This is a genomic window from Nostoc sp. DSM 114160 (genome assembly GCF_053470305.1).
This window is the reverse complement of sequence record NZ_JBPFGO010000001.1, coordinates 1,742,277-1,757,218: the sequence shown is the minus strand read 5'-3', so window position 1 is coordinate 1,757,218 and position 14,942 is coordinate 1,742,277. Positions and strand designations below refer to the sequence as shown.

Here is a 14,942-nt window from a genome sequence, read left to right as displayed (position 1 = left end):
CTAATGAATTACCTTTTTCCAACTAACTCCTTTACTTTGTTGATGATGCCTACTGGATCGATACCTTGATATGGGTACTGTTCCCACAAACCGCCGCAACCTTCTTTATAAGTTCCAAGATGGGCATATTTGGGAGTCAAACCCCGCTCTAGTAGCCAGGAACCAAAACGACTGCCTAAGCCAGTGCGACGGTTAAAGGGTTCTACTACAAGCACAAAAGGAGCATTACCAACTTTGGTAATTATTTCTTCATCAATGGTGTTTAAAGTTGGTTTGTTAATTAAACCAACGTCTAACCCATCTTGCTTAAGACGCTCTACAGCATCAACGGCACGGTAGAGAGCATCACCAAAGCTGATAATGTAGCCTTGCGTCCCTTCTCTTATAACCTCATCTTTACCAGGAACAAACTTGTAGCCACTTCCAAATAAGTCATTGCCGTTGCTGTCCTGAATATTGGGCACTTTGGAACGGGTAGAGAAAATAAACCGCAGTCCCGGCTCATGGAATACAGCTTCTACACAAGCTGTCATTTGATTATTATCTGCCGGGAAGTACAACTGTGTTGGGTAGCCATCATCCAAGCCATTGTCGGCAAACATATTGTTTATACCAAAGTGGCAGCTGTTATCTGCCATGTCATCTATACCCGCATGGGAAAAATGACACAGAACATTGGAATAGTTTAGCCGTGCCATTGTGATTTCTGAGATACACATTTCTAAGAAGGCGCTGAAGGTCGCAAAAATACCTTGCTTGCCCTCGTCCATCCCAAATCCAGCCGCAGCAGAGAAGTTGCTCCGTTCCATGATGCCGGAGGAAATAAATATTTCTGGGTATGTTTCATGAATTTTCTTCAAACCGCAGGAGCCTTCTAAGTCACTATCGATGACCTTGACTTTTTCTTTACGCTCCGCTTCACTCATGCGACTGAGGACACCCACTACGGCTTCACCAAACACACTACGGTTAGCGCCCCATTTATTGCCAGAACCCAGAAACGTATATGTTTGCTTGGGTTTTTCAATACTTTTAAGGTATTCGACAGCCGCAGTTTGTCCGCGAGATTCTAGATACTTAAGTGCTAAATCTACAGAAATGACATCATGGCCATGAATGGAACCTTCTAAACCTTCAATACCAGGACACATCGGGCGTTTATTGATAATAGCGATCGCTCCGGGAGTATTCACAGCTTCGCAAATGCGACGGTATAAATCGTCTAAGTCTTCCCCGTCTCCCTGAAGTACTTTCAAACCGTGCCCTTCTAAGGTTTTGGCAACACTGAAACCTGGTAAATATTTAGAAGGATGTCCAGCGATCGTTACATCGTTGTCATCAATGAGCAGCTTGACGTTGAGATGTTGAGCAACAGCCAAGCGAGCAGCTTCAGCATCGTTACCTTCTTGCTGCGAACCATCAGAACCGAGACAGAAAACAGCCTTGCCTGGATTCGCCATTGCCACACCATTGATGTAAGGCCAAATATGGCCCAGGCGGCCAGAACTAAATTTCACACCAGGAGTTAGTTTTAGTTCGGGGTGTCCCGGTAAATTGGAATGTGCTTGCCGATAACGTAAAAGTTGCTCGGCAGGTAAATCACCATGTAATGTTGCCATCAGATATTGGGTGGCAACTCGATGTCCTGCTTCATCAAAGAAAATCGGCACAAATTGCTCCGATGCTCCCCGGAAAAAGGCATCGAGAATCATTACCTCTGGCACTGTATCATAAGGCCCACCAGTATGACCGCCGACTCCGCTAGCAGCGCCAGTCGCCGTAAAAAAAACGATCGCATCTCGGCAAAGTTGAATATTCGCTTTGAGAGTATCTCGTTGTTCAGCGGTGAGGCTGGAATTTGCGGGATTGAGCGCTAAAGGTTTGTAAGCACCGAGATCGATTGGAAATTGGGAATTCATAATAGTCGTGGTTTATTGATTGAATAAAAAACAATTTGAACAGAGGAAATGCGCGATCGCACTACAAAAAAATTGTTAAAACCCTCATTGAGCAACAATTATCCAAACTCAAGTTAACCACTCGGAACCTTTGTGGAACCGTGTGATTCGATCAAATGCCAAAATCAATACATGCAATTGTGCATGAATGTGCTTGAATTCAATTGAAGTTACGGATTACCGTACAGAGACTTGCATATCAATAAGTATAAACTCACAAACGTGCAATTTCAAGTTCAAAAACGCAAATTCAGGAAAATTAATTATGCTAACTGCTGAACGACGACAATTCATCTTAGAAATTCTGCGTCGTGATAAAAAGGTACTTTCGACAGAACTTAGTGCTGTTCTGAAAGTTTCTGAGGATACGATTCGCCGGGATTTGCGAGAACTAGCACAAACCGGACTATTGCAACGCGTTCATGGGGGAGCGCTCCTAAAATCTCCAGCCACCGCAAGTTATGCCGATCGCCAAAAGCAAGCGCCAAAAGAAAAGGAAGCGATCGCTCGCACAGCAGCAAAATTAGTTAGTACAGGACAGGTGGTGATTTTAGATGGAGGTACGACAACTCTCCAAGTAACCCGTCATTTGCCCCTAGATTTGCACGCAACAGTGATCACAAATAGTCCGCCAATCGCCGTTGCTTTAGCAGAACATCCCCATATAGAAGTTGTAATGTTAGGCGGACAACTCTACAAAAAAGCCTTGGTGAACGTGGGTACTGTCACGATTGAGACATTACGGATGATTCGTGCAGATTTGTGCATGTTGGGGGTTTGCAGTTTGCATCCAGAAGTTGGGATTAGTGTACCTAACCTAGACGAAGCCCACGTCAAACGAGCCATGATTGCTGGATCGGCTGAGGTAGTAGGATTAGTCACAGCAGAAAAACTAGATACAGCTGCTCCTTATCTAGTGGAGTCCATTCATGCCCTGACTTACCTAGTAACAGCACCGACAGTATCTAATAATATGCTGAGTGCCTATAAAGCTTTAGGTTTGACAATTATACGTGACGAGTACGAATGATCTGATGAAGGAAGATGCGATCGCGGGGGATTGGGGAATAGGGAGACAAGGAGGGACAAGGGAGACAAGGGGGAATTATTGAATCAATCTCTCTCCGAAGTTCTGATGCCTACAGCGGGCTACGCCAACGCCGGAAGCCGACGCTCAAACTTCTCTCCTTGTCTTCCCCCTCTTCCTTGTCTCCCTTATCTCTTCTCCAATGCCCCATTCCCCATGCCCAAATCTAAAATCTATCCGTTTCTTGGGGTGTTCCAACTGCTCCCGGTTGAGCGGTGAAAAAGTTTTGAGCAGCTTCATTCTGATATATACATCTAATATCAGGTTTGTCACTGTCCAAGTTACCTGTGAAACCAAAGGTGTTCAGGCGATTTTTGCACTCATTTACCTGCTCGGATGTCACCAGCTTACGTTGCTCTAACAGCGCCCAGTTATTTTGTCGCAGCACGCATCCAGGACGCATACTCGGCTGGGAAACATAAACATTAAAGGGGTTGAGAGTGACAAACAGTCTAGCGTCCATCACCATCGCGCTGGCTCCGTACTGCACGCAAATTTCCGGGTTCGGTGCTTTGGTGTCTATAAATTCACGGGAAGCTACATTTGCTGGTGCCAATGTGGTTGTAGAACTAAAAGCAATACCAATCCCAATTCCCAAAATCAACACCCCTCCCATAATTGCGATGGTGGTGAAGTTAAATAGAGGGGATTGGAAAATAGAGGGTTTAGAAGTAGTAGCCGATCTACCAGTAGATTTACGTCTCATTGTTGCTTAATCACCTTCACGCCAATTTGGGAGGGAGTAGTCTAAAGTTTTTTCTCCCTCTTTCAGTATGCCTATTCTTGACTGTAATTGCCTGCGATTTTCTCTGCGATATTCTTGTTAAATGAGAAAAATACTAGTTTATCTAGATATTGGCACAAAATTTTAATACTTTTAATTGTTATCAGATATAGCTATTTACTTTCACAATTAATCTAGTCAGAATGCTTAAACTATCTAACTTTTGTTGTTAATTATTCAATTTTTCGGATGAGATATTTTTGTTTACCCTAGTAGTACGCCAAGGGAACGCAAGTAGGGTAAAGGTTAAGGGGGAAGGGGGAAAGGGTTTAAATCCCTTTCCCTTTTCCCTTTCCCCTTTCCCCAGTCCTCCTTAGCATTTTTGGGTTCGCAGACTACTAGTAATTGATGTGTAAAACAATGTAAATTAAGATTTAATGAAATTTTAATAACTAATTGAAAGCAAGTGACATCTCAAAGAGCGCTACCTTCGGGCAAGAGGTTCAATTCGCAACTTCAAATCTTTCTGGCTGATAGTCTGACTATTTTTTGGGGAGATTGGTTAGATTTACGCGTGAGAATTTTACCAGTTGCGGCATCAGGTTTAATATCGCCACTGATATATATTTTAGCTTTTGGCTTGGGTTTAGGTAGTTCCATCAAACCCGGTTCGGGAATTAGTGGTAACTATAACAACTATTTGGAATTTATATTACCGGGGATGGTGGCGCTGTCGTCGATGACAGTTAGCTTTGCAGGAACGACATTTTCAATTTGTGGAGACAGATTATTTACCAAAACCTTTGAGGAATTGTTGTTAACTCCCATAAATCCCTTAGCGCTGTACATCGGTAAAATGCTGGCGGGAGTCGTGCGGGGTTTGATGACTTCCGGTTCCGTGATTTTGGTAGCGTTGCTCTTAAGTGGAAACTGGAATTTTGTCAACCCACTGTTTTTACTGCTAGTGGTGCTCAATTGTGCCGTATTTGCTGGATTAGGGGTGATTGTAGGGTTGAGTGTGCGATCGCTCGAATCAGTTGGACTCTACAACAACTTTATAATTATCCCCATGTCATTCTTAGGGGCAACCTTCTTTGACCCTGGTACATTACCAGCAGCCCTTAAAATCGTAGTTTACCTGTTACCGTTAACCTACGCCAGCATTGGACTGCGTGCAGCTGCCCATTTACCCTTGTCTCAGTTTCCTTGGTACAGCATACCGATTTTGTTGGCGATCGCGATCGCTCTTTCTCTCTGGGGTGGTTATAAATTTGCTCATCAACAAGATTAAAGCTTGCATTTCATCTCAAACCTGCTATGTAGCGCGTATTTGATTGCGTGAAAAAACTCAGTACACATTTATTCCTTCTTCCCTATTCCCTGTTCCCTGTTCCCTATTCCCTCCCTACGCAAATAATTTCTCCGAATCAAAGCGGATTCCTATAGTTCATTAAGAGTGAGGATAATTACTGATAATTCACATATTGTCTAATCTGTCAATGTATAAGTTATAATTTGGATTTTTTATAAAGATTGCGTGAAATTACTAGTTCTCATGATAAAGCATTACAAGAATTGCTTTATAAATCAACCTATGAGTAAATATCAACTCAGGAAGCAAGCACACATTAACCACTATTTATCTAGCTGATAGGTAGCGGTTGAAAGATGAGTTTTTGCTGTTTGATTTAAACCATGCGGTGTAGCATTCTGTGAATCAATATCAAAAGGACACAAATATGACTAGAATTGCCACAAAAATAGCCTTGTCTGTTCTAGGAACAGCAGGAATTAGTTTTTTGTCTTGGACACCAGCAAGAGCCGTCATTTTTGTAGAACCCATTGTGACGACTAAAAATCAAGCCATACTCGATATAAAAAAACCAAGAACCCTTACAGACTATCTACCAGGGCAAGTAATAGAATATGGTGTTCCAGATGTAGCTAATAATTTTCTAAATGCCACCGGGAAAGATATAAATAGCTTGGTCTTTGATTTAAAAACCTTGTCTTATAGTAATCCGAATTCTACTCCACCATTTGATAATGAAAAAGTAGAATGGGGAGATGTTAATGGAGATGGGAAGATTGGTAACTCTGTTAATCCCGATCTCAAGGATATTTTTAAAGACATTACCATTGCTGGTAGTACTGTCACTTTTAGTGGTGGCGTCATCCCAAACGGAAGCTTGTTTTACAATCCATTCGCTACCCTGCCAAATCTAGCGCCAGGTGCTGGAATCATTCCACCAATTCCAGCAGAGCAAGAAGATAAAGATGGCCCGATCAGAGTCGCTGCTTATTACACCGCTGTTCCTGAATCAACTAACGTTTTGGGCGTACTGGCTTTTGGCGCTTTAGGCGTAGCTTTAAGATTAAAGCGATCGCTCTGTTAAAGAGAGTAGGGAAGAAGCAAGGGAGCAAGGGAGCAGGGGAGCAGGGGAGAAGTTGTAGTAAATTTTTCCCCCTGCACCTTTGCACCTCTGCCCCTCCGCACCTCTGCCTCTTGTGCCCCTGCCCTCATTCTGTAATTAACTCACGATACACTGTCATTGTTTCCTGATGAACGCGGGCAACACTTAACCTGTCTAAGTTTTTCTTTGCCCGCTGTTTCCATTCTTGCAGCATCTCGGCATTACTCAGTAATTGCACTAAAACCCCAGCTAAAGCATGACTATCTTTTGCTGGCACTAAAAGACCCTGCTCGCCCGTTGTCTAAAGCTTCAGGAATCCCGTCTACCTGAGTGCCAACGATCGCAATTCCAGTTTCTCTAGCTTCCGAAAGCACCAAAGGGCACGGATCGCGGTGAGAAGCCAGCACAAATATGTCACAAGATATCAGATAGCGTTGAGGTTCTGGTTGGAAGCCTTCAAAATGAATGCGCTCTTTTACAGAAGTTGCTTGTGCCTGTGCTTCAAATAGCTGTTTATCAGGGCCATTTCCTACCAAATAAAGATGGGCTTGGGGAAAATCTGAGGCAATTTGTTCAAAGGCAGCAATTAACTCAGCAATTCCCTTGCGTTGATACATCCCGGCGACAGTGGCGATCGCTGGATGCTGTAATGGTAAAGGTTGATAATCTTGGATTTGTCGGGTGCGAGGACTGCCTAAAGTTCCGTTACATACCACCCGCAACTTATGTTCTGGAATACCACGCCTAATCATAGAATCACATACAGCCTGACTGACAGCAATTACTCTGTCAGCTAAACCCATCAGCAAGCTAGCACGCTGAAATTCATTGTGGACTGTAGAAACTAAAGCATATTTGCGTCCCTTAAAAATGCGTGCTAATATTACCCCCGTCATCATGTGAGCATGAACAATATCCGGCTGAAATTCAGCTGCGATCGCTCGGTAACGTATAGCTGCTTTAATCGTATTTAGCGGTTTCCTGCTTTGGTCTAAGTGGTAATGTTTGACACCACAAATATCTAGTAAAGCCTCGTATTCTCCACCAGCAGAAACAACCGCTACCTCATAACCAGATTTTGCCTGTAGACAAGCCATATCCACAGCCACATTCACAATACCGTTACCTATTTCTTGAACGTGGTTCAAAATATGTATGATTCGCATAAGCTGTGAAATGTGTATAAAAAATAAGGATAAGTAACTGAATAGAAATCAACATAATTTTTGAGGTCTTCAGCGACAACTAAAAAGTAGTCAGTAGTGCGTAAAATTGACCACTTTCTACTGATGAAGAGCGCTTCTAACCAGTTACTTAGCTTAAAGACTTATTCAGTAACGGCTCGATAAATCGGGGTAAAACTTCAAAATTTTGAATATGTTATTTCAAGTCGCTACAGCCTTATTTTCTATTTCTCAATACCCTGGTATCGAACTCTAGTACATCACAGCAGATATATAAATCCCATTTCACACAGCAGTCAAAACAGAGAATAAAAGTCTTTTTATTTTTGAGTTTCAAGTACTCCATCCAGATTGAAGCAACTCAAGCTAGTAACGTCCTCATCTAGTACTGAGAGTTCGACTGGGCGCTCATGGGCAAGTCCACCAGTGGCATAGAATCTAATTCTAAATTCTGAAGACTGGCGCTTTTATTCTGGGCATTTTGCCAGACATCATAGTAAAACTCAATCAATACAAGTTTACGAACCTGAGAATTGTTTCCCTGAGAGCGGCGTGATGAAATAGCAGTTAGTAAAAACTTCCAAGACCGAGGAGAAAGTATAGATGGATCTATCATTGAAAGAAAACTCTTGAGATTTTTTTGCTTCAGTGCAACTAAAATCCAATGGAGTCTTAGGTAATTTTTTATATCCTGAAAGACAGGAATCTTTGAGCGATGTTGCTCATTTACCAGGGCGTAAATTTTTTCCTTCATTAAAATATTTGTCGCCAACCGCCGAGACAAAGAAAACTTCTGATTATACGCACCCGGCCAAATAGTGCGGTAGGCAAGACACTGGTTGAAGAAAATAGCATCGCCAAACTGAGCAATCCGAATCCAGGAATCGATGTCATCACAGTTAGCATCGAGTGTGGAGTCCCAACCGCCACTTTGGAGGAAAGCATCACGTCGACAAGCTACTTGCACAGGTGTGCCAAAGGGTACAAGCTCTAAAAGCATCCCGTAATGAATATCGGCTTGGGGGATATAAAAAGCTAAACCGGGGCCAACTTGGGGGGTGCGAGAGAGTTCAACTTCATTGCCATCCACCTGAGCCGCCACACAAGAGCAGATTACAGCATCGGGACGAAGGGCGATCGCCTTTGCCATCTCTTCTATGCAGTTAGGCGCTAAATAGTCATCATCATCTAAAAACTTAATCCAGTCGCCGCTAGCTTTGGCAACTCCAGCATTTACCGTTGCTGCATGACCAAGGTTTACTTCGTTACGATGGTAAACAACCTTATCCCCTAAGCTTTTGAGATAGGTTTGGGTGTCATCATCAGAACAATCGTCAGCAACAACCACCTCGCACGCGATTGTTTGGTTACGAGCCGAATTAATTGCTCTTTTCAGCAAATTCAAGCGATTATAAGTACTGATGACGATACTAAATCTCATAAATTTTTCCTTTGTAGTACGGCATTCTGCAATATAGCTTCGATCTTTAAGCTGTTGTATCAGTACAATTATCAATCCTAACAAGTAGACTGAAATAGGATTATCGATTTATCATTGATGATCGTGAGTTTTTTTAAGCAGACAGAAAGACTATGAACGCTCAAGAGATTATCCGCTCCATTGAAGCGGAACAGATAAAATCGAATGTGCCCGACATTTATGTGGGTGACACTGTAAAAGTGGGAGTGAAAATCAAGGAAGGCGAAAAATACCGCGTGCAACCCTACGAGGGAGTTGTGATTGCCAAGCGCAATGGCGGCATCAACGAAACTATTACAGTTCGTAAGGTTTTTCAAGGCGTGGGCGTTGAGCGGGTATTTCTGTTGCATTCTCCCCGAATTGACAGCATTAAAGTGTTACGTCGCGGTAAAGTCCGACGTGCTAAACTGTATTATCTCCGCGATCGCGTAGGTAAAGCAACCCGAATCAAGCAACGGTTTGACCGCCCTTTGTGATTCGTCCTTGAAAAGTATGGGAGAAATCTCAAGCTGCAAGCGGCATCTGCCGCTGACTTGTTTTAAGGGCAAAATTAAGGTATGATATAAATCGCATATTGCGTTAAACTGAAATTTAGTTCAGCGCAATCACTGAATCAAAAACAGCTTGTGCGCTCTTAGTTCAGTTGGTAGAACGCAGGTCTCCAAAACCTGATGTCGGGGGTTCAAGTCCTCCAGGGCGCGCTCAAGAGCAAAAAAACAAAGCCCGAAATAATTACGCATCTGCTAATATAGCAGTTAGCGCTAATAATTTCGGGTAAACTTATTGTATTTGCAGTTGTTTTGCTTCCAGTAAGTAAAATAGAGTCGAAACTGCAAACCTAGATGACAATTAAACAGGATCTAGTATAAGAAACGGGGGATAAACGGTCGTGGCCAAAAAAAGTGAAGCAGAATTGCCAGAAACCACAAATGGGTTTAGCTTTGGCAACTTCATCCAGGGAACCAAAGAAGAACTTGAAAAAGTAGTTTGGCCCAGTCGGAAACAGATAGTGAGCGAATCCGCCGCTGTATTGTTAATGGTGGCACTCTCCGCATCTTTGATATACTTGGTCGATGGATTGTTTCATTGGGCAGCAAAACAGGTGTTCTAATGAGTTTTGCAACAGATGAACCACGCAACTCAACGTTGCAGTCAGAAGAAACAGCAGAAGCAGCAGAAGCAGCATCAAAAGAAGCACGCTGGTATGCAGTACAAGTAGCTTCAGGCTGTGAAAAGCGTGTAAAGACTAACTTAGAGCAACGCATTCAAACTTTTGATGTAGCTGACAAAATTATCCAGGTAGAAATTCCGCAGACGCCAGCGGTGAAAATCCGTAAAGATGGCAGTCGCCAGCATACAGAAGAAAAAGTTTTCCCTGGTTATGTGCTGGTGCGGATGATGATGGATGATGATACTTGGCAGGTGGTACGCAACACCTCTCATGTAATTAACTTTGTTGGTTCAGAACAAAAACGTGGTAGCAGCAAGGGGTCGTGGTCATGTCAACCCCATACCACTGAGTTCTTCAGAAGTTGAACGTATATTCAAACAAACCAGCGAACAAGAAGCTGTAGTCAAAATTGACATGGCTACTGGTGATAAGATAATGGTGCTTTCTGGTCCATTTAAAGACTTTGAAGGTGAGGTAATTGAAGTCTCTCCAGAACGGAGTAAACTTAAAGCCTTGCTCTCAATTTTCGGCAGGGATACACCAGTAGAATTGGAATTTAATCAGGTAGAGAAACAGAGTTAAATACAAATGGCGAAGAAAGTAGTGGCGGTCATTAAACTGGCCCTGAATGCTGGAAAAGCCAACCCAGCACCGCCAGTTGGTCCCGCCTTGGGTCAACATGGTGTCAACATCATGATGTTTTGTAAAGAGTACAACGCCAAAACAGCAGACCAAGCTGGAATGGTGATACCTGTAGAAATTTCGGTTTTTGAAGACCGGAGTTTTACATTCGTACTCAAAACGCCACCCGCATCAGTACTGATTCGGAAGGCGGCGAAAGTTGAAAAAGGCTCAAATGAACCCAACAAAAAGAAAGTTGGGTCAATTACCAAAGCACAATTGCAAGAAATAGCCCAAACCAAACTCCCTGACCTCAATGCCAACGACATAGACGCGGCAATGAAGATTGTAGCAGGAACGGCTAAAAATATGGGTGTAACAGTTACGGATTAGTCATTAGTCATTGGTCATTAGTCATTGGTAAGTGACGAAGGACAAATGACAAAGGACAAATAACCAAAAATTATCGGGGGAGAGGCGAGGCTTCGGAATTACCCCAGGAGAAAAAAATGGCAAAAATATCACGTCGTTTGCAGGGTCTGCAAGCAAAAGTAGAAGATAAGGACTATCAACCCCTAGAGGCTTTAGCCCTTCTCAAAGACACAGCAACAGCTAAATTTACCGAAGCTGCGGAAGCGCATATCCGGTTGGGAATTGACCCCAAGTATACAGACCAACAGTTGCGGACAACGGTAGCACTGCCCAAAGGTACAGGACAAATCGTTCGGGTGGCGGTGATAGCCAGAGGCGAAAAGGTAAATGAAGCTAGCAGTGCTGGTGCTGATTTAGTTGGTTCAGAAGAACTGATTGACGAAATCCAGAAAGGTAGACTGGATTTTGACAAACTGATTGCCACACCCGATGTGATGCCACAGGTGGCAAAGCTGGGTAAGTTGCTTGGACCCGCGTGGTTTGATGCCATCGCCCAAGGGTGGAACTGTAACATTTGACTTAGCAAGTGCGATCGCAGAATTCAAAGCAGGTAAATTAGAATTCCGAGCTGACCGAACTGGTATTGTCCATGTTATGTTTGGTAAGACAACCTTCTCGCCTGAAGATTTGTTAGTTAACCTAAAGGCATTGCAGGAAACGATTGACCGCAATCGTCCTTCAGGAGCTAAAGGTCGTTATTGGCGCACATTTTATGTGTCAGCCACAATGGGGCCATCAATTAAAGTTGATATCAGTGCCCTACGAGATTTGAAACTGAGCCAAGCAGCTTAATTTTTAGTCATTAGTTCTTAGTCATTTGTCATTTGTAAAGGCAAAGGGCAAAGAACAAAGGACGAATGACAAATGACTAAATTAAATAGGCAAAGCCGGAGACAGCAGGTGCTAATAACTTAATATCCTGCCGAGGTTAAAACTCTAATTGTCAGAATTACCACCCACAAAGGTGTGATAACTATGGCGTCAAGAGTCTTACTACCAACCCCGGCTATATTAGCTGGGGTTTGTTGTTTGGGTTCAGGTTGAGAAAAAACACACAACTAGGGCACTTCCCCGATTGTTTTAAGGAGGTGAGATTGGAATGGGTAGAACACTAGAAAATAAACAAGAAATAGTAGCTGACCTCAAAGAAACTTTGAGTGAGTCAACTCTGGCACTGGTAATTGATTATCAGGGGCTAACAGTTTCAGAAATCACAGACTTACGGCGGCGGTTACGTCCCAGTGGCACTGTTTGTAAGGTGACAAAGAACACCTTAATGGGCATTGCTATCAAAGACGATGAAAAATGGCAGCCTTTGTCAGAATTGCTCAATGGTTCTTCCGCCTTTTTGCTGGTAAAAGATGATTTTTCATCGGCAATTAAGGCATACCAAGAATTCCAAAAAGTCACCAAGAAGACAGAACTTCGCGGTGGTGTACTGGAAGGTCGCCTACTCAAAGAACCTGATGTCAAGGTACTAGGAGACTTGCCATCTAAGGAACAACTCATCGCCCAAATTGCTGGGGCTATCAACGCTTTGGCTACCAAGATTGCTGTGGGTATCAACGAAGTTCCTGGTTCGCTGGCTCGTGCTTTGCAGGCTGTGGCCGACCAAGAGCAAAGTGGTGGTAGTACCGAAACTGCTGCTGTCCAAGATAGTAGCACTGAAACTGCTGCTGAATAGACTTCGTGGTTCATCAGTCAAAAGTCAAAAGTCTATAGTCAAAGACCAATGACCGATGACAAATAAATAATCAAAATTACAGGAGTTATATCAATGTCTGCTGCAACCGATCAAATTTTAGAACAACTAAAAGGTCTTTCTTTGCTGGAAGCTTCTGAGTTAGTCAAGCAAATTGAAGAAGCTTTTGGTGTAAGTGCTGCTGCACCTGTTGGTGTATCGTTCGCAGGCCCTGGTGCTGCTGCTGCTGCGGCTCCTGAAGCCGTAGAAGAGCAAACTGAGTTTGAAGTGGTTCTCGAATCAGTCCCAGCTGATAAGAAAATTGCCGTGTTGAAGATTGTCCGCGAATTGACCGGTTTGGGTCTGAAAGAAGCTAAAGACTTGGTGGAAGCTGCGCCCAAGGCAGTTAAAGAAGGTGTTGCTAAGGATGCTGCTGAAGATGCTAAGAAGCGCATCGAAGAAGCTGGTGGTAAGGTAACTATCAAGTAGTCACAATTCTATTACCACTTTTTTATTAAGGAGCCTAAGTTAGGCTCCTTTTTTTCTAGAACCGCAAAGTTTTCTGTTGCATATAAAACAATACGGTTCAGTTAAGGCTAAAAGTCTGTTACCAAAGTCAATTTTTTAACGAACCGCCAAGGCGCAGAGTACGCAGAGAGAAGAAAGAGATGCTTAACTGAACTGTATTGGCATATAAAAATACTATTAAGTATTACAACGCTCATTTGTTGTAAAAAGAATAAGGGTTATATTAAGTTGGGTTGATTTGCTTTCTTACCCATTGACGAAATGCTTTAAGCGTTGGACTTCTACCTAAAGTTCGGCTCTGTTCGACAAACTGGGGAATTTCTTTAACAATGGGCAAGTTGGGAAAATTAGAACTAATTTCAGACTCAATGTATTTGCCATCCTGAAGAATATTAATTTGTAGCTTGCCATTTTCATATCGCCACAGTTCAGGAACTCCTAATGCTTCGTAGGCATCCAGTTGAGTTTTGGAAGTCACATCAACTTCAATTGCAAGGTCAGGTGGCGGGTCAACCCTCAAGTCTATTCGCTCTTTACCAATCATTTGAGCATGATTTTGAATGTAGAAAGAATCATCAGGCTCTACAACAAAAGCCATATCTTCACGTTTGAAAGTGGTTGAGCCAAATGTTTCACAGTCAATTTCTAACTCTTCCAACAGAATTTTCACCAAATCCCCAATGATAACTTTGGCTTTTTCATGCTTGGGTAATGGCATTCTCATCTCCAAAGTTCCCTGGCTGTAAGCCAATCGAGTGGCTCGATGGTCGCCAAGTTCTTCTAAAATTGCCTCAAATTCTTGCCAGCTAACATCGTGGAGTATTACTCTATGTCCCGGCGGAACACTTAATTGTCGCAATTGAAGTGTTACCATTACTTCCCATTCAAATTTCAGGTTTAGATTGTAAAAGCCAAGATGTAACTATCCTAGCAAAAAATAATCTTGAAACATCAAATCTTTTATTTCTGATATGTGCAAAAACGAAGTTTTGTGACTTTAGTGATATTTTAGGGAAAGCTATAACTGTAGCTTCTCTATTAGAACAAGGTTGAAAAATAGTTATGGATTTAAATGGGTTAATTTGGACTAAAAACGTAACACCTATAGATGGTGAAATTTGGGCTTATAAAAACATAGATACTATATATCCAGACTTAAATATTTTTGCTTTACATTGGAGAAATTTAGAAAAGAGAGACGAACTAAATGCCAAAACCCCACAAGAAGGTGAACTGATAATTTTAAGACAACGTAGCAAAGTAACCCACATTGTTCAAATGCTGAACAATCAACTTTATCCTGACAAAAATGCTGGAGATGAATTTAATATTTATCGGATTGTCCAAGTAGTTTGGATGACGGATAATTGGGATCATCCTCCAGATAAGAATACAGTATTTGGTTATGATATTAATTTCCCTCCCAATGGAAAAGCAATAAAGTTGAAAAATATACAAGGATTCCAAGAACGGTGGAATATAGAAGGATTAACGTTTCAACAGCACGTTCAAAACCTATTAAATATTAATTAACAAAAAGCCTTGCACCTTTAAGTGCATGGCTTTGATTTGAAATCAATCTAAAATTACCTGCCCCTTCTATGAATAACTCGTTCAGCAACCTTTTCCGACACACTAGAGATGGTCATATTTTCGGTGGAA

Annotated in this window: 13 protein-coding genes, 1 tRNA gene, 3 pseudogenes and 1 other annotated feature; of the genes and pseudogenes, 12 read left to right on the top strand and 5 right to left on the bottom strand. The window is 42.4% G+C overall.

Annotation, left to right across the window (positions count from 1 at the left end; translation table 11 throughout):
* Positions 1-8: 8 nt before the first annotated feature.
* A complete protein-coding gene (locus tag NSTCB13_RS08110; RefSeq protein WP_448271913.1) occupies positions 9-1,919 on the bottom strand; it encodes a transketolase C-terminal domain-containing protein in 1,911 nt (636 codons plus the stop codon).
* Between the two features lie 304 nt (positions 1,920-2,223).
* Here NSTCB13_RS08110 and NSTCB13_RS08105 point away from each other — a divergent pair, with 304 nt between their 5' ends.
* On the top strand, positions 2,224-2,988 hold the full coding sequence (locus NSTCB13_RS08105) for a DeoR/GlpR family DNA-binding transcription regulator (protein WP_322686269.1): 765 nt from the start codon (positions 2,224-2,226) through the stop codon (positions 2,986-2,988).
* A gap of 223 nt (positions 2,989-3,211) precedes the next feature.
* On the opposite strand, the gene NSTCB13_RS08100 is transcribed toward NSTCB13_RS08105, so the two are convergent.
* A complete protein-coding gene (locus NSTCB13_RS08100) occupies positions 3,212-3,751 on the bottom strand; it encodes a DUF3172 domain-containing protein (protein ID WP_322695423.1) in 540 nt (179 codons plus the stop codon).
* Between the two features lie 484 nt (positions 3,752-4,235).
* Here NSTCB13_RS08100 and NSTCB13_RS08095 point away from each other — a divergent pair, with 484 nt between their 5' ends.
* Both NSTCB13_RS08095 and NSTCB13_RS08090 read left to right on the top strand, forming a co-directional pair.
* A complete protein-coding gene (locus tag NSTCB13_RS08095; protein WP_445629087.1) occupies positions 4,236-5,060 on the top strand; it encodes an ABC transporter permease in 825 nt (274 codons plus the stop codon).
* 448 nt (positions 5,061-5,508) lie between these two features.
* The gene (locus NSTCB13_RS08090) at positions 5,509-6,165 is read left to right on the top strand and encodes a hypothetical protein (RefSeq protein WP_445629086.1); all 657 of its coding nucleotides are present in this window, start codon (positions 5,509-5,511) and stop codon (positions 6,163-6,165) included.
* A 124-nt stretch (positions 6,166-6,289) separates the two neighbouring features.
* Here NSTCB13_RS08090 and NSTCB13_RS08085 read toward each other — a convergent pair.
* A pseudogene (locus NSTCB13_RS08085) lies at positions 6,290-7,349 on the bottom strand (glycosyltransferase family 4 protein).
* 400 nt (positions 7,350-7,749) lie between these two features.
* Positions 7,750-8,808 (bottom strand): glycosyltransferase family 2 protein, encoded by a 1,059-nt coding sequence (locus NSTCB13_RS08080; RefSeq protein ID WP_448271912.1) that lies wholly within the window; start codon positions 8,806-8,808, stop codon positions 7,750-7,752.
* 152 nt (positions 8,809-8,960) lie between these two features.
* Here NSTCB13_RS08080 and rplS point away from each other — a divergent pair, with 152 nt between their 5' ends.
* The 8 genes and pseudogenes from rplS (at position 8,961) to rplL (ending at position 13,241) form a co-directional block, all read left to right on the top strand.
* A complete protein-coding gene (rplS, locus tag NSTCB13_RS08075) occupies positions 8,961-9,323 on the top strand; it encodes a 50S ribosomal protein L19 (RefSeq protein ID WP_322671078.1) in 363 nt (120 codons plus the stop codon).
* A gap of 152 nt (positions 9,324-9,475) precedes the next feature.
* Positions 9,476-9,548: transfer RNA gene (locus NSTCB13_RS08070), tRNA-Trp, on the top strand.
* Between the two features lie 188 nt (positions 9,549-9,736).
* A complete protein-coding gene (gene secE / locus NSTCB13_RS08065; RefSeq protein ID WP_292734334.1) occupies positions 9,737-9,958 on the top strand; it encodes a preprotein translocase subunit SecE in 222 nt (73 codons plus the stop codon).
* A pseudogene (gene nusG, locus NSTCB13_RS08060) lies at positions 9,958-10,600 on the top strand (transcription termination/antitermination protein NusG). Before secE ends, nusG begins: the two are co-directional and overlap by 1 nt.
* Positions 10,601-10,606: 6 nt before the next feature.
* Positions 10,607-11,032: a 50S ribosomal protein L11 gene (rplK, locus tag NSTCB13_RS08055; RefSeq protein WP_094348918.1), complete on the top strand. Its 426-nt coding sequence runs from the start codon at positions 10,607-10,609 to the stop codon at positions 11,030-11,032.
* Positions 11,033-11,148: 116 nt separating this feature from the next.
* A pseudogene (rplA, locus tag NSTCB13_RS08050) lies at positions 11,149-11,863 on the top strand (50S ribosomal protein L1).
* A 77-nt stretch (positions 11,864-11,940) separates the two neighbouring features.
* Positions 11,941-12,107: a sequence feature (ribosomal protein L10 leader region), on the top strand.
* Positions 12,108-12,170: 63 nt separating this feature from the next.
* Positions 12,171-12,755: a 50S ribosomal protein L10 gene (gene rplJ, locus NSTCB13_RS08045; RefSeq protein WP_448269222.1), complete on the top strand. Its 585-nt coding sequence runs from the start codon at positions 12,171-12,173 to the stop codon at positions 12,753-12,755.
* A 93-nt stretch (positions 12,756-12,848) separates the two neighbouring features.
* On the top strand, positions 12,849-13,241 hold the full coding sequence (rplL, locus tag NSTCB13_RS08040) for a 50S ribosomal protein L7/L12 (protein WP_445629080.1): 393 nt from the start codon (positions 12,849-12,851) through the stop codon (positions 13,239-13,241).
* Positions 13,242-13,503: 262 nt separating this feature from the next.
* Here rplL and NSTCB13_RS08035 read toward each other — a convergent pair whose 3' ends face one another.
* Positions 13,504-14,154 (bottom strand): Uma2 family endonuclease, encoded by a 651-nt coding sequence (locus NSTCB13_RS08035; RefSeq protein WP_445629079.1) that lies wholly within the window; start codon positions 14,152-14,154, stop codon positions 13,504-13,506.
* A gap of 188 nt (positions 14,155-14,342) precedes the next feature.
* On the opposite strand from NSTCB13_RS08035, the gene NSTCB13_RS08030 reads away from it, so the two are divergent.
* A complete protein-coding gene (locus NSTCB13_RS08030) occupies positions 14,343-14,813 on the top strand; it encodes a hypothetical protein (RefSeq protein ID WP_448271911.1) in 471 nt (156 codons plus the stop codon).
* Positions 14,814-14,942 lie beyond the last annotated feature (129 nt).

Excerpts from the sequence above, each read along its gene's own strand:
- rplJ (WP_448269222.1), top strand. The coding sequence starts at position 12,171 with ATGGGTAGAACACTAGAAAATAAACAAGAAATAGTAGCTGACCTCAAA.
- rplL (WP_445629080.1), top strand. The coding sequence starts at position 12,849 with ATGTCTGCTGCAACCGATCAAATTTTAGAACAACTAAAAGGTCTTTCT.
- rplS (WP_322671078.1), top strand. The coding sequence starts at position 8,961 with ATGAACGCTCAAGAGATTATCCGCTCCATTGAAGCGGAACAGATAAAA.
- NSTCB13_RS08080 (WP_448271912.1), bottom strand. The coding sequence starts at position 8,808 with ATGAGATTTAGTATCGTCATCAGTACTTATAATCGCTTGAATTTGCTG.
- NSTCB13_RS08030 (WP_448271911.1), top strand. The coding sequence starts at position 14,343 with ATGGATTTAAATGGGTTAATTTGGACTAAAAACGTAACACCTATAGAT.
- NSTCB13_RS08035 (WP_445629079.1), bottom strand. The coding sequence starts at position 14,154 with ATGGTAACACTTCAATTGCGACAATTAAGTGTTCCGCCGGGACATAGA.
- NSTCB13_RS08090 (WP_445629086.1), top strand. The coding sequence starts at position 5,509 with ATGACTAGAATTGCCACAAAAATAGCCTTGTCTGTTCTAGGAACAGCA.
- NSTCB13_RS08100 (WP_322695423.1), bottom strand. The coding sequence starts at position 3,751 with ATGAGACGTAAATCTACTGGTAGATCGGCTACTACTTCTAAACCCTCT.
- NSTCB13_RS08110 (WP_448271913.1), bottom strand. The coding sequence starts at position 1,919 with ATGAATTCCCAATTTCCAATCGATCTCGGTGCTTACAAACCTTTAGCG.
- rplK (WP_094348918.1), top strand. The coding sequence starts at position 10,607 with ATGGCGAAGAAAGTAGTGGCGGTCATTAAACTGGCCCTGAATGCTGGA.
- NSTCB13_RS08105 (WP_322686269.1), top strand. The coding sequence starts at position 2,224 with ATGCTAACTGCTGAACGACGACAATTCATCTTAGAAATTCTGCGTCGT.